24 protein-coding genes are annotated in these 19,960 nt (G+C 74.4%); 10 read left to right on the top strand and 14 right to left on the bottom strand.

Annotated elements, in window-relative coordinates; translation table 11 throughout:
* Positions 1–122: 122 nt before the first annotated feature.
* On the bottom strand, positions 123–407 hold the full coding sequence (locus OH807_RS02815; RefSeq protein WP_406193472.1) for a hypothetical protein: 285 nt from the start codon (positions 405–407) through the stop codon (positions 123–125).
* Positions 408–893: 486 nt separating this feature from the next.
* On the opposite strand from OH807_RS02815, the gene OH807_RS02810 reads away from it, so the two are divergent.
* Positions 894–1,097: a hypothetical protein gene (locus OH807_RS02810; protein ID WP_406193469.1), complete on the top strand. Its 204-nt coding sequence runs from the start codon at positions 894–896 to the stop codon at positions 1,095–1,097.
* Between the two features lie 272 nt (positions 1,098–1,369).
* Here the strand turns inward: OH807_RS02810 and OH807_RS02805 are convergent, their stop codons facing one another.
* On the bottom strand, positions 1,370–2,353 hold the full coding sequence (locus tag OH807_RS02805) for a LysR family transcriptional regulator (RefSeq protein WP_406193466.1): 984 nt from the start codon (positions 2,351–2,353) through the stop codon (positions 1,370–1,372).
* Positions 2,354–2,474: 121 nt separating this feature from the next.
* Here OH807_RS02805 and OH807_RS02800 point away from each other — a divergent pair, with 121 nt between their 5' ends.
* The 5 genes from OH807_RS02800 (at position 2,475) to OH807_RS02780 (ending at position 5,942) form a co-directional block, all read left to right on the top strand.
* Complete coding sequence (locus OH807_RS02800; protein WP_406193463.1) at positions 2,475–3,356, top strand: NAD(P)H-binding protein; 882 nt, start codon at positions 2,475–2,477, stop codon at positions 3,354–3,356.
* A gap of 55 nt (positions 3,357–3,411) precedes the next feature.
* The gene (locus tag OH807_RS02795) at positions 3,412–3,720 is read left to right on the top strand and encodes a hypothetical protein (RefSeq protein WP_406193460.1); all 309 of its coding nucleotides are present in this window, start codon (positions 3,412–3,414) and stop codon (positions 3,718–3,720) included.
* Positions 3,721–3,965: 245 nt separating this feature from the next.
* The gene (locus OH807_RS02790; RefSeq protein ID WP_406193457.1) at positions 3,966–4,793 is read left to right on the top strand and encodes a ferritin-like domain-containing protein; all 828 of its coding nucleotides are present in this window, start codon (positions 3,966–3,968) and stop codon (positions 4,791–4,793) included.
* Complete coding sequence (locus OH807_RS02785) at positions 4,790–5,596, top strand: ferritin-like domain-containing protein (protein ID WP_406193454.1); 807 nt, start codon at positions 4,790–4,792, stop codon at positions 5,594–5,596. Before OH807_RS02790 ends, OH807_RS02785 begins: the two co-directional genes overlap by 4 nt.
* A gap of 97 nt (positions 5,597–5,693) precedes the next feature.
* Positions 5,694–5,942, top strand: coding sequence for a hypothetical protein (locus OH807_RS02780; RefSeq protein WP_406193451.1), 249 nt, complete (start codon positions 5,694–5,696; stop codon positions 5,940–5,942).
* 371 nt (positions 5,943–6,313) lie between these two features.
* On the opposite strand, the gene OH807_RS02775 is transcribed toward OH807_RS02780, so the two are convergent.
* Positions 6,314–7,069 (bottom strand): AraC family transcriptional regulator, encoded by a 756-nt coding sequence (locus OH807_RS02775; protein WP_406193448.1) that lies wholly within the window; start codon positions 7,067–7,069, stop codon positions 6,314–6,316.
* Positions 7,070–7,123: 54 nt separating this feature from the next.
* On the opposite strand from OH807_RS02775, the gene OH807_RS02770 reads away from it, so the two are divergent.
* Entirely contained in the window at positions 7,124–8,377 is a 1,254-nt protein-coding gene (locus OH807_RS02770; protein ID WP_406193445.1) for an MFS transporter, read from the top strand.
* A 69-nt stretch (positions 8,378–8,446) separates the two neighbouring features.
* On the opposite strand, the gene OH807_RS02765 is transcribed toward OH807_RS02770, so the two are convergent.
* The gene (locus OH807_RS02765; RefSeq protein ID WP_406193442.1) at positions 8,447–8,893 is read right to left on the bottom strand and encodes a nitroreductase family deazaflavin-dependent oxidoreductase; all 447 of its coding nucleotides are present in this window, start codon (positions 8,891–8,893) and stop codon (positions 8,447–8,449) included.
* 219 nt (positions 8,894–9,112) lie between these two features.
* On the opposite strand from OH807_RS02765, the gene OH807_RS02760 reads away from it, so the two are divergent.
* On the top strand, positions 9,113–9,616 hold the full coding sequence (locus tag OH807_RS02760) for a hypothetical protein (protein ID WP_406193439.1): 504 nt from the start codon (positions 9,113–9,115) through the stop codon (positions 9,614–9,616).
* Here the strand turns inward: OH807_RS02760 and OH807_RS02755 are convergent.
* The 4 genes from OH807_RS02755 to OH807_RS02740 form a co-directional block, all read right to left on the bottom strand.
* Positions 9,582–10,580: a bile acid:sodium symporter family protein gene (locus OH807_RS02755; RefSeq protein ID WP_406210654.1), complete on the bottom strand. Its 999-nt coding sequence runs from the start codon at positions 10,578–10,580 to the stop codon at positions 9,582–9,584. The two genes, OH807_RS02760 and OH807_RS02755, sit on opposite strands and share 35 nt — an antisense overlap.
* 257 nt (positions 10,581–10,837) lie before the next feature.
* The gene (locus OH807_RS02750; protein ID WP_406193436.1) at positions 10,838–11,104 is read right to left on the bottom strand and encodes a hypothetical protein; all 267 of its coding nucleotides are present in this window, start codon (positions 11,102–11,104) and stop codon (positions 10,838–10,840) included.
* 152 nt (positions 11,105–11,256) lie between these two features.
* Positions 11,257–12,141: an oxaloacetate decarboxylase gene (locus OH807_RS02745; RefSeq protein WP_406193433.1), complete on the bottom strand. Its 885-nt coding sequence runs from the start codon at positions 12,139–12,141 to the stop codon at positions 11,257–11,259.
* A gap of 234 nt (positions 12,142–12,375) precedes the next feature.
* Positions 12,376–13,323 carry a zinc-binding alcohol dehydrogenase family protein gene (locus OH807_RS02740; protein ID WP_406193430.1) on the bottom strand — a complete coding sequence of 316 codons (948 nt, stop codon included), beginning with the start codon at positions 13,321–13,323 and terminating at the stop codon, positions 12,376–12,378.
* A gap of 91 nt (positions 13,324–13,414) precedes the next feature.
* On the opposite strand from OH807_RS02740, the gene OH807_RS02735 reads away from it, so the two are divergent.
* Positions 13,415–13,870 carry a MarR family winged helix-turn-helix transcriptional regulator gene (locus OH807_RS02735; protein WP_406193427.1) on the top strand — a complete coding sequence of 152 codons (456 nt, stop codon included), beginning with the start codon at positions 13,415–13,417 and terminating at the stop codon, positions 13,868–13,870.
* Positions 13,871–13,952: 82 nt separating this feature from the next.
* Here OH807_RS02735 and OH807_RS02730 read toward each other — a convergent pair whose 3' ends face one another.
* The 4 genes from OH807_RS02730 to OH807_RS02715 all read right to left on the bottom strand — a co-directional run bounded on the left by OH807_RS02730 (position 13,953) and on the right by OH807_RS02715 (position 16,426).
* Positions 13,953–14,357, bottom strand: a complete 405-nt coding sequence (locus OH807_RS02730; protein WP_406193424.1) for an SHOCT domain-containing protein — start codon at positions 14,355–14,357, stop codon at positions 13,953–13,955.
* Positions 14,354–14,527: a hypothetical protein gene (locus OH807_RS02725; protein ID WP_406193421.1), complete on the bottom strand. Its 174-nt coding sequence runs from the start codon at positions 14,525–14,527 to the stop codon at positions 14,354–14,356. Before OH807_RS02725 ends, OH807_RS02730 begins: the two co-directional genes overlap by 4 nt.
* A 225-nt stretch (positions 14,528–14,752) precedes the next feature.
* A complete protein-coding gene (locus tag OH807_RS02720; protein WP_406193418.1) occupies positions 14,753–15,679 on the bottom strand; it encodes a class I SAM-dependent methyltransferase in 927 nt (308 codons plus the stop codon).
* Positions 15,680–15,886: 207 nt separating this feature from the next.
* On the bottom strand, positions 15,887–16,426 hold the full coding sequence (locus OH807_RS02715; protein ID WP_406193415.1) for a PadR family transcriptional regulator: 540 nt from the start codon (positions 16,424–16,426) through the stop codon (positions 15,887–15,889).
* A 138-nt stretch (positions 16,427–16,564) separates the two neighbouring features.
* Here OH807_RS02715 and OH807_RS02710 point away from each other — a divergent pair, with 138 nt between their 5' ends.
* Positions 16,565–17,896: an MATE family efflux transporter gene (locus OH807_RS02710; protein WP_406193412.1), complete on the top strand. Its 1,332-nt coding sequence runs from the start codon at positions 16,565–16,567 to the stop codon at positions 17,894–17,896.
* Positions 17,897–17,977: 81 nt separating this feature from the next.
* Here OH807_RS02710 and OH807_RS02705 read toward each other — a convergent pair whose 3' ends face one another.
* The gene (locus tag OH807_RS02705; protein WP_406193409.1) at positions 17,978–19,363 is read right to left on the bottom strand and encodes an MFS transporter; all 1,386 of its coding nucleotides are present in this window, start codon (positions 19,361–19,363) and stop codon (positions 17,978–17,980) included.
* Positions 19,360–19,944: a TetR/AcrR family transcriptional regulator gene (locus tag OH807_RS02700; RefSeq protein ID WP_406193406.1), complete on the bottom strand. Its 585-nt coding sequence runs from the start codon at positions 19,942–19,944 to the stop codon at positions 19,360–19,362. The genes OH807_RS02705 and OH807_RS02700 overlap by 4 nt, the downstream gene beginning before the upstream one ends.
* Positions 19,945–19,960: the final 16 nt, after the last annotated feature.

Below are 19,960 nucleotides of genomic sequence, written 5' to 3'. Positions count from 1 at the left end.
GGGAGCGGTGCACCGGTGCGGCCCCGAGCCGCCGTCGCACGCGCCGGTGGTGGGCGCAGCCCACTGCGGCGACCGGAACCGCCGCCCACCACGGCGGGATCCGCATGCCCGGGGAGCCCGCGTCAGGCGGTGTTCTCGGCGGGATGGTCGAGCCAGGCGTTGCGCGAGCCCCGGGCCCGCGCGGGTGCTTCCTTCTCGTACGCGGCGAGCGCCAGGCCGAGCCCGAAGAAGGTGGGTGCCCACTCACCCACGAAGATGCCCCACCGGTCGGCCCGCTCGACGCCAGCGTGTTCGGCCTTCATCGACGCGAGCCAGCTGAGCAGGGAGAGGCCGATCGATCCGAACGCCGCCGTGTAGGCGTGTTCGCTGGTGATTCCGGCTTCGTGGAGCCGACGGACGATGTTCATGACCGCTCCAAGGGTCTGTGCCGAGCTGGTTGCTTTTTCCAGACTGGGCCGGGTGCCCGGATCGCGGCAGTCGCAGCGTTGCTGCATCGGCAGGGCGGAACAGGACGGGCAGGGCAGGGAGAGGCCGTGGCGGCGGGTGGACGTGCCGCCCGCGTGCGCCGCCGACGGAGCCCGGCGCCGCCGGCCGCGTGCTGCGCCTGGACCTGCACCGGATCTTCGTCGCCGACCGACCGGTGGCCCGCGCTGTCCAACCGTCATGTGCGCCTGCTGGAGCGGGCGTTGGCGCAGGGCCGGCCGGGCGCCGCGGTGTACGTGTGCCCCAGCGCGAAGGAGGAGTTCGGCCTGACGGTGCTGGAGGCCAGGGAAGCGGGCCCTCCCGCGGCGGCCCGCGGCGCGGCGGAGCCTCCCACTGCCTCGGCGACGGCGTCAACGGCAGGCTGCTGGCCACCGAGTCGGTGCAGGGCCCGGCTACGGGCCTGCACTCCGGTGCTCGCCACGCCGGCGCCGGAGCTGGCCGCGATGGCGGCGGCCGGCAGGGAGACGGTCCGGGAGCGGTTCGGGATCGACGCCATGGCCGCGGCCCTGGCGGACGCCTACCGCGCCACCTGCGGACAGCACGGCCGGGGGCTGCGGGCAGCCGCCGAGGTGCCCGGCGACCGGGCGGACGGGGCTGCGCCGGCCGGACGATGACGGCTCGGCGCAGCGCACGCGGGAGGAGTTCGCCGGCAGCAGCCGCCGCTCCCGGGGCTGACCCGCCCGGGGCTGACCCGCCCGGCGGCGGAAGCCGGCGAAGGGGACGGGGAAACCGCGCGGCGGGAGCACGGTCACGCGGGGCGGCTCCCGGACCAGGGCGAGGGCGGCGCGGAGCAGGCCGTGCCGGTGATCCTGGTCCGGCCCGCGCCGTGCGTGGATGCGGCTCAGGCAGCTCAGGCAGCTCAGGCGGCTCAGGCGGCTCAGGCGGCTCAGGCGGTCGGGCCCGGGGCGAGGGGTGGTGTCTGTGTGGTCACGCCAGCCGCGTCGGTCACGTCGGTCACGTCGGTCGCCTCGGCCGCGACGGTGCAGGCGGCACGGACGAAGGCGGCGACGGCCGGTGCGCGCGCGTCCTGGGGCCAGGCGACGGCGAGCGTGGCGTCCGGGAGGTCGCTCACCGGCCGGTAGGCGATGCCGGCTCGCGGGTAGCGCCGGGCCACGGAGGCCGGCGTGAGGAACACGATGCCGCCCGTCTCGACGAGGCTGAAGATCTCCGACAGGTTCGAAGCCGGCCGTGCACCCGCCGGCGCTGCTTCCGCCGGCCGAGTACCCGCCGGCCGTGCGTCCCCGGGTCGGGGCTCGTCGGGCCGGCCGTGACCGGACGGGGGTCCGCCGACGATCCTGCGGCCGGCCAGATCGGCCAGGCAGAGCCCTGGCCGGGCGGCCAGCGGGTCGTCGGCGGCCACGGCGGCCAGCACCGGTTCGGTCAGCAGCGGCTCGCTGTCCAGACCGCGGCGGTCGAAGGGGTGGAGCACGAGTGCCACGTCGGCGAGACCGTCGCGCAGTGCCTGCGGCTGCTCGCCGAACGCCCCGAGCACCAGCTCCGGCGGTAGGGCCGCACCGTCGGCGCCGTAAGCCTCCAGGATCCGCGGCAGCAGGCCGCCGTCGATGTCGGCCTTGAGCGCGACCCGCAGCCGCGGCGACGGGCTGCCCGCCTCGCGGGCCCGGTGGGCGGCAGCGGCGACCGCCTCCAGGGCGGTCCGGGCGTCCCGCAGCAGGACGTCCCCGGCCGCGGTGAGCGCCACCTGCCGGGTGGTCCGCTCGAAGAGCGCCACGCCGAGCTGCCGTTCCAGGGCCCGGATCGCACGGGAGAGCGGGGGCTGTGCCATGTCCAGCCGGTCGGCGGCCCGCCCGAAGTGCAGTTCCTCCGCGACCGCGACGAAGTACCGGAGCTGCCGCACCTCAAGGTCATTCATACCCTCAGGGTATCAATGGCGACCCGATCGGTCCTTCACCCCCGCGGTCGCGCCGAGTTGACTCGGAACCGTCCGGCAACGCCTCCCCGAGGGGCGTCGACCGTCTCCCACGGAGGTACTCGTGATCGTCCTCACCACGCCGACCGGCGACATCGGCCGACAGGTCCTGGACCGGCTCCTGGATCACGGCGAGGCGGTCCGCGTGATCGCCCGCGACCCCGCCCGGCTGCCCGCACACGTGCGCACCCGCGCCGAGGTGGTCGACGGCTCCCACCGGGACGCGGCCACGATCACGGCGGCGCTGAACGGTGCCGACCGCATGTTCTGGCTGGTGCCCCCGGCCGCGTTCGACCACCCCGGCAGCGCGAAGCGTCACTACCTCGACTTCACCCGGGCTGCCTGCCGGGCGGCCGCCGGCCTGGGCGTGCGGGTGGTGGGCGTGACGTCCCTCGGTCACGGGTACCGGGGCGAGGCCGGACTCCTGTCGGCCGCCCTGGCGATGGACGACCTGTTCGAGTGCGAGGGCGTGCACTACCGGGCGCTGGCCCTGCCGTTCTTCATGGAGAACCTGCTCCGGCAGGCCCGGACGATGCGGGAGGACGGGACGTTCGCCCTGGCGAACGCCGCGGACCGGCCGCTGCCGACCGTCGCCACCCGGGACGTCGCCGCCGTCGCGGCTGCGCTGCTCCTCGACCCCTCCTGGACCGGCGCGGCCCGCGTCCCCCTGGTCGCCCCCGAGACCCTGACGCCGGAGGCGATGGCCGCGGTCGTCTCCGACGCGCTCGGCCGTCCGGTCCGCTACCGCCGGATCCCGCTCCCGGACTACGAGGCCGCGCTGCTGCGGTCCGGCGCGAGCCGGGCGACGGCACAGGAGTTCGTCGGCATGGTCGCGGCGCAGAACGACGGGATCTACGACGCCGAGCCCCGCGAGCCCGGCAGTGCCACGGCTACCGGCTTCCGCCAGTGGTGCCGGGAGATTCTCGGGCCCGCCGCGCAGTCCTGACGGCCCACCTCTGGTTCCTGTCCGGTCGCTGGGCCACGACGACGTCGGAGCCGCGGTGCGGGCACTGTACCTTGACGGCGACCAGAGCCCGGAGGCCACCGCCCGCCGGCTGGGCATCGGGAGCACCCGGATGCGCCGGCTCCTGGACACCGCGGGGATCGCGGTCCGCGGGTCCGGCACGAACTCGGCCGCCGGCCGCCGGGCCAGGGTCGCGCTCAACGACCTGGCCGCGGCGGAACGCGTCGGTGCCCAGGACATCACTGCCTGGCTGAAGGCCCGTCGTGCCGCCGGGGCGAAGCTGGCGGAGCTGGCGGCGAGCACCGGCCGCAGCGGTCCGTGGGTGACGGCACGACTGCGCCGGTGAAGCCCGCCAACGCGGCCCGGTCAGGACCGCCGGGCGACTCGGCCCTGGTCGGGACTGCCGATCGTCGTCCCGTCCCGCACCCCCGATCGTGGCGCGGCCCGTGCGTCAACCGGGCTCGGCGGAGTAACCCTGGCGGGTGAACTCTGTGGCTGTTCGGGTGTGATGACCAAGCCGACTGGAGGAGGGCGCCGAAGGCCGGGAGAAGGCGGTCCGGCATCCGGCCGGGCCGATGGCCGAGACGGGACATGATGGGCAGCGAGCACATCGACACCCGGCTGCTGGAAGAACTCACCGAGCAGTCACAGGATTTGAACAGCGACGCGATGCGGATCACCCGCGGCGCCCTGACCGGCTTCGGGGAGGAGGCCGGGCCGGCCCGCCGGTGGTGGCAGCGCGGCACCGTACTCGCCGGCCTCACGGGGGCGGTGGGCCTGGCCGCCACGGCACGGGCGCTGGCCGCTTCCCCGTCCAGCTCCCCGTCCGGCTCCCCGTCCGCGACGGCGTCCGCGGACGACGTCAAGGCGTTGCAGACCGCCGCGTCGATCGAGAACCTGGCCGTGAGCGTCTACCAGACCGCCGCCGGGCTGCCGATCATCAAGGACGGCAACAAGACGGTCGCCGCGTTCATCGCCAAGACCACCACACAGCACCAGGCCCACGCCAAGGCGTTCAACGCCGCCGCGACGGCTGCCGGCGGGCAGGCGCAGAACAACCCCGACCCGAAGTACAAGGCCGTCGTCGACCAGGCGCTGCCCACCATCAAGACCCCGGCCGACGTGGTGAAGCTCGCCATCACGCTGGAGGACGTCGCCGCCCAGACCTACACCAAGAACGTCAGCCAGGTGAGCAACGCCGACCTGCGCAAGCTCTTCGCCTCCGTCGCCCCCGTCGAGGCCCAGCACCGCGCGGTGCTGCTGGCGGTGCAGGCGCTGCTGGCGGGCAACGCCGCCGACCTCATCACCATCCCGGTCGACCCCGCGAAGCTGCCTGCCGCGGCCGGGAGCGTCGGCTTCCCCGACGCCTTCTACAAGACCGACAACGCCTCCCCGATCACCGAAGGTGCCGTCCAGTGACCGTCGACCGCACGTGGGAGCCCGCCATCGGCGAGGCCGAACTCACCCGCCTCACCAGGGACATGGACGAGGCGCACCGTGCCACCCTGCCGCTGATGCACGCCGCCGGGGCCGGGCTGACGGAGGAGCTCCGCGCCTCCGGGCAGGCGGACGCGGGGCGGCGCCGCTTCCTCCTCGGCGCGGGCGGGGTCGCGGCCGCCCTCGTCCTGGCCGCCTGCTCCAGCAGCAAGGGCAGCACCAGCCCGGCGCCCGCCAGCCCCGCGTCCACCGCGCCCGGCTCACCCTCGGCCTCCGGGAAGTACACCGGTGACCTGAAGGTGGTGGCGCTGGCCACCGCGCTGGAGAACCAGGCCGTCGTCGCCTACCAGACCGCCCTGGACGCGGCCAAGGCCGGCAAACTCGGCACCGTCCCCCCGGCGGTGGCGAACTTCATCACCACCGCGATGGGCCAGCACGCCGACCACGCGAAGGCCTGGAACGCCGTCCTCACCGGCGCCGGCCTGCCCGCCATCACGGGCGTGCCGCTGACCAACCAGCCGGACACCCTCGCCGCCCTCGGCAAGGCCGCGTCCACCGCCGACGTCGCCAAGCTCGCCCTCCAACTGGAGGACCAGGCCGCCCAGACGTACCTCTTCGCGACCTACAACGTCACCAGCCCCGCCGGTATCGCCACCGCCGCCAGCATCGCCCCGGTGGAGGCCATGCACGCCGCGATCCTGAACTACGTGCTGGGGCAGTACCCCGTCCCCGACGACTTCCTGCCCACCGACAAGGCCGCCAGCCCCACGCTGCTCACCGTCTGACCCCCACCGGAGCAGGCGCGCGTCCGGTCCTGCCGGTACCGACACCCCACCAGCCGCACCGGACGCGCGCCCCACCGCCACGAACGGACCGACCGTCATGCCGACGCCCCGGCGCCCGCTCGCCTGCGCCACGCTCCTGCTGGCCTGCGCCCTCACCGCCTGCTCCAGCACACCGCCCGGCCCGGGGCACGCGGCCGCCTCGTCCTCGCGCAGCGACGTCAACGCCAGCAGCGCCCTCACCATCAGGAACTTCGCCTTCGAACCGGCCGCCGTCAGCCGCCGCCCCGGCGACACCGTGACGGCCACCAACCAGGACACGACCGCCCACACCCTCACCGTCACCTGACCCCCCACCCGGAACGGATCCCCGCGCCCACCCGCCCCACCCCGCACACCACACCGGTGGTCCGACCGTGCGGGACGGCCGGTGGGCTGCGTCCGGCAGGGCCGGGGTGGCGGCCGCGACGGCGTGGGGAGGCTTCACGGCGGGCGGGCGGGCGGGCGGGCGGGCGGCGCGGTGCCATGAATCCGGATGAAGGGGAGCGCAGTGGCCGGCGGGGACGGGGATGCGGAGAGGCGGGGCGGCGAGGGGGCTGGGACCGGGCGGGTCGTCCGCGGGCGCGTTGCCGGCCCGGGTGCGGGAACGGTTTCCGGGCCCACGTGCCAGGGCTGGAACAGTGACCGGCACTGACCGGCGGCTCCCGGGGGCGACGGCGCTCAGCCGCTCTGCCGGTGGGAATGATGGGTGCCCGGCGTGTGTCCGAACGCGCGGCGGAAGACGTCGATGAACGCACTGGCGGACGACCAGCCGCACCGGTGGGCCACGGTGGTCACCGGGACGTCCTCGGCCAGCAGCACCAGCGCCTGGTACAGGCGCAGTTGGGTGCGCCACTGGGGGAAGGTCATGCCGAGATCGGCCCTGAAGAGTCGGGAGAGGGTGCGTTCGCCGGCCCCGACCTCCCGGCCCAGTGCGCCCAGGGTCCGGTCGTCGGCGGGGTTCGCGAGCAGGATCCCGCAGACGGCCTTCAGCGGGGGAGCGGTCGGGGTGGGCAGGCGCAGGGGCTGCTGGGGCGAGGCCCGCACCTGGTCGAGCAGGACGGCCCGCAGCCGCTCCCGTTCGGGACTGCCGTCGTACGGGGTGCGGGTGTGGGCGAGGATCAGCTCCCGCAGGAGGGGACCGACCGCCAGCACGGTCGGTTCGGTCAGCTCCAGCGGGTTGTCACGGGCGGGCAGGCCGACCAGATGGAGTTCGACCTCGCCGTGGGCCTGGTGGGCGTGCACGGTGCCGGCCGGTACCCAGATGGCGCGCGTGGCCGGTGCGATCCAGGAACCGGCGTCGGTCGTCACGGCGACCACTCCGCGGCTCGCGTGGACGATCTGGTGACCGTCGTGCCGGTGGGCGTCGATGGCTGCTCCGGGTGCCATCCACTGGGTGCGGGTCGGGGCCACGGGTTCGTGGCGGATTTCTGTCATTGATCGGCAGATTATCGGAAGTACGCCAGGGTGGACAGGAACCACCATGGCGGGGTGCCAAGGAACCGAGCCATCATCATGCTGTCCGCCGGCCATGCCTGTGTGGACGTCTACCAGGGCGCTGTCGCGTCACTCGTCCCCTTCTTCCTCGCCGAGCGCGCCTACGGCTACGCCGCGGTCTCGGGCATCGTGCTCGCCGCCTCCCTGCTGTCCTCGGTGGCGCAGCCGCTGTTCGGCGTGCTCACCGACCGCCGGGCGGTGCCCTGGCTCCTGCCGCTCAGCACCGTCCTCGGCGGGTTGGGAATCGCCCTGAGCGGTCTGAGCGGCTCCTACGCCCTGACGCTGGCGTTCGTGGCGCTCTCCGGCATCGGGGTCGCCGCCTACCACCCCGAGTCGGCCCGCGTGGCGCGGCTGGTGAGCGGGGGCAGTCACACGGCGATGGGCTGGTTCTCCCTCGGCGGCAACCTCGGTTTTGCCGCCGCGCCGCTCATGGTCACCACCGTGGTGGCCTCCGGCGGTCTGCGCCTGACGCCGCTGCTGGCGGTGCCGGCCCTCGCCGGCAGCGTGCTGTGCCTGCCCGTCCTGCGTGAGGTGGGGAGGACGGTACGCGTCGGTACCGGCACCGGAGCCGCCGCCGGTGCCGACGACGTGGCGTCGTTCGTGCGGCTGTCGCTGGCGGTGGTCTGCCGGTCCGTCGTCTTCATCGGCCTGAGCACCTTCATCTCCTCCTACGCCCGGCAGCGCGGGGGAGGCGGTGGGGGCGGCAGCACGGGAGGCGGTGCGGCGGCGGGCACCACGGCGCTCTTCGTGCTCTACCTCGGTGGCGCGGTGGGATCCGTGCTGGGCGGCAGGCTGGCCGACCGCTGGGGCCGGGTCGCGGTCGCCGGTTGGTCGTACCTGCTCACGGTCGGTGCCGTGGCGGGGATCGTGCTGGTACCCGGTCCGGCGTTCTACGTGTGCGTGGCGCTGGCCTCCGTCGGCCTGTACGTCCCCTTCTCGCTGCAGGTCACCCTCGGCCAGGACTACCTGCCCACCCGCGTCGGCACCGCCGGCGGGATCACCCTCGGGCTGACCGTCAGCATCGGCGGCCTGGCCGCGCCTCTCATCGGCGCAATCGCGGACGCGACCTCCCTGCGGACGGCCCTGGCCCCGCTGATCCTGATGCCCCTCCTGAGCTGGCTGCTGGTCCGTACCCTGCCCGAACCCGTCGGACCGCAGCCCTCGGCGGCGCCCCCGAGGGCCGGCGGCACGGTCGGCGAACGGCCGAGTACCGCATCGCACCGTGCTGACGACGGGGTACGCGGCTGAACGCCGGGCCCGTGACCGACGGAACGACCCGGGCGGGGGTGTGCGGCCCGCCGCCCGGGTCGTCCGGGATCAGTTGGTGCCGGCCGTCGGCTCCAGCACGAAGACCGGGATCACCCGGTCCGTCTTCTTCTGGTACTCGGCGTAGTCCGGCCAGACCTCGACCGCGCGGGCCCACCACGTCTCCCGCTCCTCGCCCTCGACCTCGCGCGCCGTCATGTCCTGCCGGACGGTGCCGTCCTGGAGTTCGACCTGCGGGTGCGCGGCCAGGTTGAAGTACCAGGTCGGGTGCTTCGGCGCACCGCCCTGCGAGGCCACCACGGCGTACGTCCCGTGGTGCTCCACCCGCATCAGCGGGTTCTTGCGGATCTTGCCGCTCTTGGCCCCGAGGCTGGTGAGGACGACGACGGGCACGCCCCGCAGCGTCGTTCCCTCGGTGCCCCCGGAACCCTCGTACAACGCGACCTGGTCGCGCACCCACTGTTCGGGGCTCGGCTGGTACTCGCCGCTAAGAGGCATGCTGTTCTCGTCCCATGAGTGGAGGACCCGGGCGAACTGACTTGCTGTCAGTCCTCCGGGGCCCTCGGTCCGATCTTCCAACTCCATGATTTACCAGACGGCCGCGGCCCGGTGGGAGATTACGCACGCCGGTGGCCCGGATACCCCTCGCCGTGGTGCCGCCCCGGTCGGGGGTAATCAGGTGGGCGGGTAGGGGTTCTGTCGGTACGGTGGCTCCCCGTGACCACGACCGACGAGAACGCCACCACGGATGCCGCGAGCCGGAACCCCGCCGACGGCACCGGGATCGAGGCCCTGGCCCACCTGCACGACGGTGGGGACTACCGGCGACTCGCCGAGCGGACCGCCGAGCCTGTGGTGCTCCGTGAACTCGCCCGCTGCGAGTACCCCTTCGTCTGGCATGCGATTGCGAAGAACCCGGCCACACCGGTGGACACGCTCGCCGGGCTGGCCGACCGGTACCACTCCGACTACAACGACAACCTGCTGCTCCTGCTGCTGGTCGGACACCCCTCCGTGACGGGTGCGTGCCTGGACCGGGTGGTCGAGGCGGTGGCCCGGAAGCTGGCGGCCGGCGAACGGCCCTACCGGGCGGCCATGGAGCTGGCCGCCCGCACCGACCTGCCGGCGGAGCGCGTCCTGCAGCTCGGGGCGGAGCCGGGCGCCTCGGCCCGGCTCCGGCGCGGCCTCAGTCGGGTGCTGGCCGCACGCCCGGCGGACTGAGCTGGTCCGCGCCGGGCGTACCGGGCGCGCCGGTGCCGGGGGCGTCCGGGGCCCGGGCCCAGCGGCCCGCCAGGAACGTTCCGGCGACCAGCTGGAGCTGGTGGTAGGCCATCAGCGGGAGCACCAGCAGCCCGGCCTCGGGCCCGAACAGGACGGTGGCCATCGGCAGACCGTTGGCCAGGCTCTTCTGCGAGCCGCAGAGCATCGCCGCGATCCGGGACTCCCGGTCCAGGCCCAGGAGCCGGGCCGTGGTCGCGGCGAAGGCCAGCGCAGCGGCGAGCAGGGCGAGCAGGACGGCCAGCAGGCCGAGCAGGGCGACGGGTGTCGTCCGGCCCCAGATGCCCTGGGCCACCGCCGCGCTGAAGGCGGTGTAGACGACGAGCAGGATCGATCCGCGGTCCACCGGCGTCAGCAGCCGCTTGTGCCGGGCCAGGAACGTGCCCAGGCGCGGGCGGAGCAGCTGGCCGAGCAGGAACGGCGCCAGCAGTTGCAGGGCGATCCGGCCCAGGCCGTCGGGGGAGAGGGCGGCCCGGGCGCCGAGCAGCCAGGCGGCGAGCATCGGCGTCAGGAGCAGCCCGGCCAGGCTGGAGTACGTGCCCGCGCAGATCGCCGCCGGCACATTGCCCCGGGCGGCGCCCGTCAGCGCGACCGAGGACTGGACGGTCGACGGGACCAGGCAGAGGAACAGCACACCGGTCCGCAGCTGCTCGGTGAGCGGAACGGGCGTCAGCGCGGCGGTGGCGAGCCCGAGCAGGGGGAAGAGCACGAAGGTGCAGGCGAGCACCGACCCGTGCAGCCGGAGGTGCCGGAGCCCGGCCAGCGTCTCGCGGGTGGAGAGCCGGGCGCCGTAGAGGAAGAACAACAGCGCCACGGCGAGGTCGCAGGCGTGCTCCGCCGCCCCGGCTGCCCGGCCGGTGGCGGGCAGCAACGCGGCGAGCAGGACAGTGCCCAGCAGGGCAGCCATGTAGGGGTCGATCGCGCGGGGCCACGCGACCCGGGGCCAGGCGACCTGGGGCCACGCCCGGTGGACGGCCGCGACCGGCCCGGCCGGCGACGCCTGCCCGACCGCCGCCTGGCCGACCCCCGCCTGGACGGCTGGCACGGCCCGAGCACCGGCAGTGCTCACCGCCTCCGTCGACGCCGGTGCCGACGCCGGTGCCGACGCCGGTGCCGACGGCGGTGCCGACGCTGGCGCCGGCGCCCGGTGGCGCAGCCCCTCGCTCATCCGCCGCTCCCTGTGGTCGGGCGGGGCGGGGTGACGCCCAGCAGGCCGCCGACCAGCACACCCGTCCCGTCGTGGTCGCTGCCCGCGCTGCCCCAGCCGCTCTGGAGGTTGGCCGTCCGGTCGATCTCCAGCAGAGAGTCGGCCTGGATCAGAGCCCCGGAGTGCGAGTTGTCGATCACCGTGATCAGGCTGCCCTCCGCCGCGGCGGGCGGGACGGTGCCACCGAACAGCGCCCAGGCTGCGGCCAACCCGAGCGCAGCCACCCACTGCCCGGTTCCCCACCACCGGGAGGCCGTCCGCCCGGCCGGCGCCGGGAATGCGACGGGCCCGCGTACGACGGGCCTGCCCCTTTCGGCACCGCCCGGCGCCGGACCGCGGGCCACCCACGGCTGCGGCAGGGCGCGCAGCACGGAGATCATGCCCGCACCGCCTCGCGCAGGAGCGGCTGGGGGATGTTCCGCTCCAGCAGTTCGGTCGACTCGCGCACGCCGACCGGGCGGCTCTCCCCGACCGGGGCGGGCAGCCGGCCGTCGGCCACCTTGAGCCCTGCCAGGGCCTCGTCCATCGCCCGGTGCGCGGCGAACAGGCACGGCGTGCTGTAGATCGCGACGTCCACCCCGAGACCGGCGAGCTCCGAGAGCGACAACCGGGGGGACTTGCCGCCGGCGATCTGGTTGAACAGCAGCGGCTTGTCGCCCACGACCTTGCGGATCCGCCGGATCCACTCCTCGCTGCGCACCCCGTCGACCAGGACGACGTCCGCGTCCGTCTCGGCGAGCGCCTCGGCACGCCGCAGGATGTCGTCCTCCTCGGTGGCGTCCGTCCGCGCCACGACCACGAGGTCGGTGCGATTGGCGAGCACCTGCTCCAGCTTCTCCAGGTACTCCCCGAGCGGCAGCACCTGCTTGCCCTCGGCGTGACCGCAGCGGCGCGGACGCTTCTGGTCCTCCAGGATGACGCCGGAGGCGCCGCTCCGCTCCAGCCTGCGCACCACGTGGCAGGCCACCTCGGGATCGACGTAGCCGTCGTCGATGTCGACCAGCAGATGGTGCTGCGGGAAGGCGCCGCGCAGCCGCTCCACGAAGGCCACCATGTCGGGCCAGGCGATGAAGCCGATGTCGGGCAGGCCGTAGTAAGAGGCCGCGAAGCCGAAGCCGGAGACGAACATGCCGTGGTAGTGCTCGGCGGCGATGGACGCCGAGTACATGTCGTAGACACCGATGAGCGGGGTGGTGCCGGGGGCCGCGATCTCCTCGCGAAGCCGCTGCCCGTAGCCCGGCGCGGGGTTCTCCTGGAACAAGGCCTTCTCCTCACGCGAAAGGATATGACTTTGCCTCGACTTGGACATTCCTATGGCCAACTGAGGCGTTGTCACTATGCAACCTTTAATGTTCCGTGGGCAAATCTTTAAAGGAAGTTCCCTCGTGCGAGTGATGGGCGGAATGACAAATCTGAAGGACCGACAAAAGGCCGGTGGGGTCCGCGGCGGGCCGGGTGCGGGCGCCCGGTCGCGCTCCGAAGTCGCCGGTCGGGGTCACCCGACGCGGACGACGCTCTTGCCCCGGGTGGCGCCGGTCGCCAGGTTCGCGATAGCACCCGCCACGTCGGCGAGTTCGTGCTCGGCGGTGATGTCGATGCGCACCGAGCCGTCGGCGATCAGGGCCAGGGCGCGGGTGGCACTGGCGGCCAGCCGGGCCGGGTGGGTGCGGCTCAGGAGATTGCTGTTGTAGGTCAGCAGGGACTGCCCGTTCATCAGCAGGTCGTTCGCCGGGACGTCGACCGGTGCGAAGGTGGCGAGGTTGCCGTAGACCGCGAGCCGGCCGTGCGGCGCGAGGCGGGCCAGGTTCGCGATCCGGGTCGTGCCCCCGACGGGGTCGAGGATGACGTCGAAGGTCTCGTCGCCGAGCGCGTCGGGGAATTCCTCGCGGGTCAGCATCCGGTGGTAGCCGAACCGGCGGGCGTACTCGGCCCGGTCGGCGTCGCCCGCCACGCCCACGATCCGGCGGGCTCCGGCCAGGGCGGCGAACTGGGCCGCCAGCGTGCCCACGCCGCCGGATGCCGCGTGGATCAGCACGCTGTCCCCGGGGCCCGTTCGGGTGACGGTGTTGATCAGGTCGTAGGCGGTCGGGGCGACCCAGCCGGCCGCGGCTGCGGTGCGCGCGTCGACGCCCTCGGCGTTGACGGCCAGTACGGACGGTGCGAGCGCGATCTCGGCGTAGCCGCCTCCGCCGATCAGGGCGGTGACCTGCTCGCCGATCCGGCCCGCGTCCACCCCCTCGCCGACGGCGACGATCCGGCCGGCCGCCTCGAAGCCGGGGGCGAACGGTCGCGGGGTGGGGAAGTGCCCGTCGCGCACCAGTACGTCACCCCACTGGACGCCCGCGTGGGTGACCCGGAGGGCCACCTCGCCGGGGCCGGGTACCGGTTCGGCGGCGTCGGTCAGGCGGAAATGGTCGTCGGTGTCCAGGACAACAGCCTTCATGCGAGTTTCAACTTTCTGTGCTGACTCAGTAACCTGATACTGCTGAACCTAGAGAGTCTCAGGTAGTTGAGTCAAGTGAGGAAGTTGAGACATGGCTGAGGTGCCCGTCGAGGAGTACCTGTGCACCCGGATCCGCCGTGCGGAGCAGGCGTTGATGGCCCACCACGAGGCGGTGCTGCGCGCCTACGGGCTGACCATGACCCAGTACGCGGCGCTGCTGGCCCTGTCCCGCGCGGACGGCCTGTCCGGCGCCCAGCTCGCCCGCGCCTGCGGCGTCTCCCAGCAGAGCATGGCGACCGTACTGAACGGCATGCAGGCCAAGGGGCTCATCGCGCGCAACGCCTCGGCGGCCCATGCGAAGGTCATGATCGCCACCCTCACCGACGCCGGGCAGGGCCGGCTCGACCGGGCCTACCAGGAGGTCATCGTGCTGGAGCGCGCTCTGACCGGACGTTTCGGCGAGGAGGAGCACCGTCGGTTCTGCGAGTTCCTCGACCGGGCCACCGCCACCCTCGTCGAGCAGACCCCCACGGCTCCGGCACGCTGACGACCACCCCGGGCCGGGTCGGTCCGGGGTGGTCGTCGGGTGGGGTGGCGGGTGGGGTGGCGGGTCGGACGGTTCGACGGGATCAGGCGAGGATCTTGGCCTTGGCCTGGGCGAACTCCTCGTCCGTGATGTGGCCCGAGGTGCGCAGTTCGCTGAGCTTGGCCAGTTGATCGGCGGTGGAGGTCTGGTCCGGGGCGGTCGCGGTCTCGCGCACGTAGGCGCGGAACTCCTCCTGGCTCCTCTGCGCCTTCTTCATCTCGCGTTCCCCCATGCCGCGTCCGCGGGCGATGAGGTAGACGAAGACGCCGAGGAAGGGCAGGAAGACGAGGAAGATGGACCAGCCGGCCTTGGCCCAGCCGCTCAGCGAGTCGTCGTGGAAGACGTCGATCAGGATCCGGAAGAGCAGCATGAACCAGAGGATCCACAGGAAGATCCAGCAGATGGTCCAGAAGACGTTCAGCAACGGGTAGTCGGCCGCGAGGTTCATGGCACTGATCTCCTGCTCTCGTTGTCCGCGATGCCCGCACCCGGGAGGCCCCGCCGGGGCTCCCGGGCCGCGTCCGGAGCCCTGCCGCCGGTGGTACCCGGCGAGGCGGTCGCGGTGGCCACCGCGTCGGGCGCCGGTGCCGAGGGCAGCACGGGTGCGCGCTCGCTCATGCCTTCATGCTGCGCGCGGCAGCGGGTTCACGCATCCGATCGGGCCGCGGCGGAGCCTCCGGCCGCGGTCGGCGCCGGCCGGTGACGGCCGAAGGCCCCGGTGCGCAGAGGTCTGCGACGCCGGGGCCGAGGCGGAAACGGAGACGGAAACGGGAGTGGGGTCGGAGACGGAAACGGGAGTGGAAACGGAAACGGAAACGGGAGCAGCGGCGGGAACGCCCCGGCTCAGCCCGCCGTGCGGACCGGGGGGACGGTACGGCGGTCGCGCAGCGCCTGCAGGGCCCGGCGGGCCGCCCGGGTGGCGACCGGCGGCAGCAGGTCCAGCGCGAGCCGTCGCGGGGCCGAGCGGTGCGGCTGCCCGGAGGCGGGCTTGGCGGCGTAGTTCAGCCGTACCACCTGGCCGCCCGCGATGACGTCCTCGTCCACCGTGTAGCCCTCGGCCCGCCAGTCCCGGGCGAGCAGCACCCGCTGGGCGGCCGCGGCGTCCCCCCACGTCCCGTAGAACTTCATCGGGGTGAGCAGGACGGGCCGCAGTCCGCCGGTGAAGACGGCCTGCCAGACGGCCGCGGAGACGCCCGGGGTGTGTTCCGAGCGGTAGTCGTCGAGCGCGACCAGGCCGTCCTCGGCGAGTGCCGCGCGGGCCACCGCGATGTCGCCGGCCACGTGCTCGTACAGGTGGGAGGCGTCGATGTGGACGAACCGGCAACTGCCGTCGGGGATCCGTCCGTCGGCGAGCACCGAGGTGGGGGCCTGCACGATCACCGGCAACTGCTGGTGGAAGGCCAGGTAGTTGGCCTCGAAGGCGGCCCTGGTGAGGGTCTTGCGGTAGGACATCGCCATCTCGGCGGCGTTCTCGGCGTCGCCCGCCTCGGAGTCGAACAGGTCGCAGACGGTGAGCTGTTCGTCCGGCTGCAGGTGGTCGCCGAGCAGGACGGCGCTGCGGCCGAGGTAGGTGCCCAGTTCGAGGATGTCGCCGGTGCGGCCCGCCTCGCTCTGGTTGGTGAGGAAGTGCCCGAAGGCCTCCTGGTCGACCTTGAAGAACCAGCCGGGGATGCCGTCCCGGGTCGGGCGTGGCAGGCGGGCGGTTTCGGTGTCGGCAATGGGCACGATGGCCTCCAGGGGTGCGGGCAGGGCCCGGCGCGTACGGTCCACCCCGCGGGGTGTGCCGTGGTGTGAGGCGGATCATCATAGCCACGGTGCGGGGCTGTTGTGCCAGGCCCGGAGAGGGTCGATTCGCCCGGATGTTCGGCCGGTTGTTCGCCCGGTGTTCACGGGGGTGTCCGCCCGTGGTCCACGGGGATGTCCGCCGGAGTCCGCCGGGGTGTCCGGCTGCTCCGTCGCCGCCCGGGGCGGCCGTGCTCAGGAGGCCGGCCCGGTCTCCAGCTCCGCGATGGTGTCGGTGAGCCAGGCCCGCTCGGCGGCCGTGGAGGCGCGCGCGACCAGCAGCATCCCGCGTCGGAACGGGTTGGGCTCCTGCTCGGCGCGGACGGGGCGGCCCCCGCTGTCGTGGAAGAAGCTGCTCGGCGTGTCCAGGAACGCCAGCCGGCGCCGCAGGACGGCGGCCTGCCGGGCCGGATCGGGGAGGCGGTCGAGGAAGGCCGCCACGGTGAAGAAGCGGATCTGGTCGGAGATCTCGGTCTCGGCCGGGTGGGCCAGCCGACGGGTCAGCTCGGCGCGGCCCCCGTCGGTGAGTTCCAGGACCTGCCGGGGGACGGCGCCGCTGCCGGGGGCGCGGTGCCGCACCAGCTGCCCGGCCTTCTCCAGGCGGGTGATCGCGGGGTACAGCGCACCGTCGCTGACCGGCCGGACGTGACCGTTCAGCCCGGTGATCCGGGCCTTCAACTCGTAGCCGTGCAGGGGCTCGTCGTGCAGGAATCCGAGGATCGAGAGAGTCAGCACAGTCGAAGCCTTTCCGTCGGCGCGCGCTCCGTCCGTGCGCCATGCTACCTCTTGCCGATGTGCCTCGATGAGATGTATATCTTTTCGAGGTAACGAACGGACGGGTGGTCGACCCGTCCGACAGGAGGGGGAGACGGCGTGCGAGGACACCGGGGGAGACTGGTCGCACTGGCGGCACCGGTCTACGGCGAACTGCTGTCGGGGGTGATCGCCACCGTCATCGGCACCTTCTGGGTGGCCGGGCTCGGCGGGGCCGCCGTCGCCGCCGTCACGCTCGCCGGCACGGTGGAGAACCTGCTGCTCGGCCTCGTCCTGGTGGTCTCCTCCGGCACCACCGTCCGGCTCGCGCACGCCCTCGGCGCGGGCGACGTCGCCGCCGCCGGCCGCACCGCGCGGGCCGCCTGGCGGCTCTGCGCCGTCGGCAGCGTGGCCCTCGCCCTCCCCGGATTCCTGCTCCGCGAGCAGATCGCGGGCGCCTTCCTGGACGGCCGGGCGGCCGCACTCGCCGCCGGCTACTTCGCGGTGGCCTTCCCCGCCTTCGGGCTCTTCTTCGCCCAGCGGGTCGCCGACGAGCTCTTCAAGGGCGCCGGCGACACCCGCACCCCGATGCGGATCGCCCTGCTCTCCAACGCCCTGCTGCTCGCCCTCGACCCGCTGCTCGTGCTCGGCCCCGGCCCGCTCCCGGCACTCGGCGTGCCGGGCGCGGCGCTCGCACTCACCCTCGCGCGCGCCCTCGCCCTCGCCGTGACCGTGCTGCTGCGCCGGCGCCGCCGGCTGCCCGCCCCGGCCGGCGGCACCGCAGCGGACGCCCGCCGGATCCTGGCGACCGGAGCGCCGTTCGGGCTCGACTTCACCGCCCGGATGGGTGTCGGTACGGCGCAGCTCGGCCTGGTCGCGGCCTTCGGCGTCCCGGCGGTCGCGGGGTACGGGGTCGGCTACCGCGTGCTGCTGATCGTCACCATGTCCTTCTACGCGCTCCGCCAGGCCGCCGCCATCGAGGCCGCCCGCCTCACCGGCGCCGGAGACACCGGGTCGGTGCGCGCCCTCGGCCGGGACACCGCCCGGCTGGCGGCCGCCCTCGGTGCGGGGGCCGCGGTGCTCTGCGTGGCTCTCGCGGTGCCCGTCACCGCGCTCTTCACCGACGACCGGGCGGTGGCCGCGCACTCGGTGGGTTTTCTCCGGTGGGCCGGCCTCTACCTGCTCCCGTACGCGTTGGTGGTCGCCCTCGGTGGCGTCCACCAGGGCTCCGGCGCCGGCCGCCCCCTGGTCGCGGCGGTGCTCCTCGGTCTCACCGTCCAACTGGCCGCCGGCGCCGCCCTCTCCGGCCCGCTGGGAGTGGACGGCCTCTGGGTCGGCATGGCGGTGGGGGCGGCGGTGCAGCTCGGGCTGATCCGGCTGTTCGTCGGGCGGCGGAGGCCGCGGACCGGGGCCTCCGCGGACCGGGGGCGGATGCTGGAAGGGGTGCGCTGACGGCGCCCGCGGCGGCTGCCGGCGACGCGGCCCGACGCGACCCGGCCCGACGCGGCCCGGTGCGGCCGTCCGCCGCCCGTGCTACGTCGTGACCGTGCCGGCCGTGTCGGCCGGTGCGGCGTCGCGGGGGTGCCCCGGGAGTCGTCGGGTGGCGAGGGTGCCGGCCGCTGCGACGGCGGCGAGGACGAGCAGGGCCGGGCCCAGTGCCCCGGCCAGCGGCCGTCCGGCCGTCAGGGTGGTGGCCACGGCCACGCCGAGGGCCGGGCCGACGTTCATCGCGGTCTGCTGCAGGCCCCCCGCCACGCCGGCGTCCCGCACCGAGGCGTCGCGGACGAGGACGGTCGTGGTGGTGACCATCACCGCCCCGAAGCCGGTGCCCAGCAGGACGAAGGCGCTGCCGATCGCGAGCGGGCCCGAGGAGTGGTCGAAGCGGGAGACGAGCAGGGTGCCGGCCGTGATCAGTGCCATGCCCGCGCCGACCGTGCGGCGCGCGCCGTGGCGGCGGAGCAGGACGGCGGAGGCCGGCGCGGCGAGCACCATCGTCACGGCCAGCGGCAGGGCCCGGACGGCGCTGCCCAGCGGGTCCAGGCCGAGCACGTCCTGGAGGAAGTAGGTGCTCAGGAACAGGGTGCCGAAGAGCGTCGCGGACGCCGCCAGCAGCACGGCGAGCCCGGACGCGACGGTGCGTGAGCCGAGCACGTCCGGCGGGAGCAGCGGGCGGGCCGTGCGCCGCTCGTGCCGGACGAAGGCCGTGGCGAGGAGGCCGGCGGCGAGCAGGCCGAGTACGGTGGTGGCCCGCGGGCCGTGCGCGGGCAGGCCGACGAGGGTGTGCACCAGGCAGACCAGCGCCGCCGCGAGCAGCCCGGCGCCCGGCAGGTCGAGGCCGGCGGAGCGGTCGCGGGGCGGCTGCGGGAGGCGGACGACCAGGGCTGCCAGGCCGGCCGCGGCGGCGGGGGCGACGGTGAGCAGGAAGACGGCCCGCCAGCCGAGGTGGGTGGTCAGCGCGCCGCCGACCACCGGCCCGGCCGCGGCGGCCAGCCCGATCGCGCTGGTCCGCAGTGCGATCGGCATCGCCAGCCGGTCGGCGGGGTAGGCGGCGCGCAGCATGCCCAGGGTGGCCGGTTGCAGCAGCGCGCCCGCCACGCCCTGGAGGGCGCGCAGGGCGATGACCCAGCCGACGCCGGGTGCCACGGCGATGGCGGCCGAGCTCGCGGCGAAGCCCAGCACCCCGGCGGCGAAGACGCGTGGGTGGCCGTAGCGGTCGCCGAGCCGGCCGGCGAAGACGAGCAGACTTGCCACCGCGATCAGGTAGGCGGTGCTGGTCCACTGCACGGCGGCGAAGGAGGCGTGCAGATCGCGCTGCATGCTGGGCTGGGCGACGGTGAGGACGGTGCCGTCCAGGGCGACGACGGCGGCGCCGGTGATGCTCCCCGCCAGGGTGAGGCGCCGGCCGCCGGTGGAGGTCACCGGGGTTCCGGGCCGAGGTGCGCGGTGAGGGCGGTGTCCAGGAGCGGGCCCGGGTCGTCGCTGCCGGTGACGAGCCGCAGGCTGCCCCAGGCGCGCAGCTGGGCGAGTCCGTGCAGGTTGGCCCAGAACGCGCCGGCGACGACGGCCGGGTCGGTGCCACTCGGCGGGCGGACCGCGGCGACCAGCCGGACGAAGGTCTCGAACAGCGGCAGGGTGGTCCGTCGGAGGTCGGTACCGCTGCCCTCCAGGAGGTCGTGGCGGAACATCAGCTCGAACATGCCGGGGTGGGCGGCCGCGTAGTCGAGGTAGCCGCGGGACTGCGCGGCGAGCCGTGCGCGAGGGTCCTCGCCCGCCGTGCGGTCGGCGGCGGCGAGCGCGGCGGCGAGTTCGTCGAAGCCGTGCCGGGCGATGGCCGCCAGCAGTTCGACGTGGGTGGCGAAGTGGCGGCGGGGAGCGCCGTGCGAGACGCCGGCCTGGCGGGCGATCTCGCGCAGGGTGAGCGCGTGGACGCCCTCCCGCGTCACCAGCTCGACGCCGGCGGTCACCAGACGGGCGCGCAGGCCCGTGTCCTGAGTGGTCATGGACACTGTCTACCAG

Source organism: Kitasatospora sp. NBC_01560 (assembly GCF_045208415.1).
Lineage (GTDB): Bacteria > Actinomycetota > Actinomycetes > Streptomycetales > Streptomycetaceae > Kitasatospora.
Note: the sequence above shows the minus strand (reverse complement) of the source record. Positions and strands in the feature narration are given on the sequence as shown.

Coding starts and splice junctions, on each gene's coding strand:
- OH807_RS02815 (WP_406193472.1), bottom strand. CDS start 407: ATGAACATCGTCCGTCGGCTCCACGAAGCCGGAATCACCAGCGAACAC.
- OH807_RS02805 (WP_406193466.1), bottom strand. CDS start 2,353: ATGAATGACCTTGAGGTGCGGCAGCTCCGGTACTTCGTCGCGGTCGCG.
- OH807_RS02790 (WP_406193457.1), top strand. CDS start 3,966: ATGATGGGCAGCGAGCACATCGACACCCGGCTGCTGGAAGAACTCACC.
- OH807_RS02780 (WP_406193451.1), top strand. CDS start 5,694: ATGCCGACGCCCCGGCGCCCGCTCGCCTGCGCCACGCTCCTGCTGGCC.
- OH807_RS02775 (WP_406193448.1), bottom strand. CDS start 7,069: ATGACAGAAATCCGCCACGAACCCGTGGCCCCGACCCGCACCCAGTGG.
- OH807_RS02765 (WP_406193442.1), bottom strand. CDS start 8,893: ATGCCTCTTAGCGGCGAGTACCAGCCGAGCCCCGAACAGTGGGTGCGC.
- OH807_RS02755 (WP_406210654.1), bottom strand. CDS start 10,580: ATGGCTGCCCTGCTGGGCACTGTCCTGCTCGCCGCGTTGCTGCCCGCC.
- OH807_RS02740 (WP_406193430.1), bottom strand. CDS start 13,323: ATGAAGGCTGTTGTCCTGGACACCGACGACCATTTCCGCCTGACCGAC.
- OH807_RS02735 (WP_406193427.1), top strand. CDS start 13,415: ATGGCTGAGGTGCCCGTCGAGGAGTACCTGTGCACCCGGATCCGCCGT.
- OH807_RS02730 (WP_406193424.1), bottom strand. CDS start 14,357: ATGAACCTCGCGGCCGACTACCCGTTGCTGAACGTCTTCTGGACCATC.
- OH807_RS02725 (WP_406193421.1), bottom strand. CDS start 14,527: ATGAGCGAGCGCGCACCCGTGCTGCCCTCGGCACCGGCGCCCGACGCG.
- OH807_RS02700 (WP_406193406.1), bottom strand. CDS start 19,944: ATGACCACTCAGGACACGGGCCTGCGCGCCCGTCTGGTGACCGCCGGC.